A 1,137-nucleotide genomic window follows, 5' to 3' on the forward strand; every position below is an offset into this window, starting at 1 on the left:
GCTCTTTGTCCTTTGATGTAATCCTTCAACCGATAGCGGCTAATTTGCATTAGCTCTTCTATATTTTTTTGGAACATTTGATGTAGCTGGAGCCAATGATAGAGATGTTGACCCACATAAAAACTGCTGTGTCTGCGTTGAACTTTATATCTTTTTTCAGGTCTTGTGACATATTTTTGGATTCCCATATCCTTAATTTTTTTACCTTGCAGTGTGGCACTTGTATAGGCGATAGCTATAACAATTATCAGCTTTGATAGGTATTGCGGTGCTAATTGAGAACCTTCTAAGCTATAGCCTCCCGACTTAAAATCTCGAAACATCTCTTCAATATCAAATCTTTTTTGATAGGCAATTATTGCCGTCTCTAAATCCCCAAAATTTGTCAGAATATACCAAGGTTCTTTTGTTGGAAAACCCCCATAGGTTTTTTTCCACTTACCAGCTAAGTTAAACTGGACAAATCCCTGCTCTTTTGTAATATTGACATCCTTCAAAAATAGTTGAGTTCCTGGACTTAAACCTAACTCTCTCATTTCTTGATAAATTCCTTCTTTTGTCTTGACATTTGTGCTTTTTTTTTGTCTTAAACAAAAGTATAAACTCTGCTCCCAAAGCCACTTTCCAAGACTGACCGAGCAAAATTCTCTATCTCCTAACACCACGATTTTATGACCTGATAGCACGGTCAATGTTTTTTCTAATACTCGCTGCTGTTCTTCGAGATTACTACTTCCTTTTTTATCCAATATCTCCCAATAGATTGGGATGGCTCTCTTGTCATAAATTAGACTCACCATCAAGATATTTATTGCTCCCCAACTTGTCCGGTCTATAGCAATATACGCTAATCCTTTTGTTGTGAATCTCTGCTGCTGTTTTAACATCTCTTTTAGGACCGGAAACCAGATTTTTTCAATATTAATAATTTACAGCTTTAATAATCTTTTTATTTTTTTTCTACTTCTCTCTTTCAGTATTTGTTTTTGTTTGTGTTATGTTACTATATGTTTTTTTTATTCACTATTAAATAATATTGATTTTTATTTTAGTTTCTAGTTGATATAAGTTGTTAATCTAGTTGCTTTACTTTATAGAGATTTTTGATCGGTAACTCTTGGTATGTTGCTTTTGGAT

Annotated in this window: 1 protein-coding gene; it reads right to left on the reverse strand. The window is 33.8% G+C overall.

Going from position 1 to position 1,137, the window contains the following annotated elements; all coding sequences use genetic code 11:
* Positions 1–887: IS4 family transposase (locus ACOCD9_RS12790; RefSeq protein WP_419547689.1), on the reverse strand; the 887-nt coding region annotated here is incomplete at its 3' end.
* Positions 888–1,137 lie beyond the last annotated feature (250 nt).

Source organism: Microcystis sp. (genome assembly GCF_048564745.1).
GTDB classification, from domain to species: domain Bacteria; phylum Cyanobacteriota; class Cyanobacteriia; order Cyanobacteriales; family Microcystaceae; genus Microcystis; species Microcystis ichthyoblabe_A.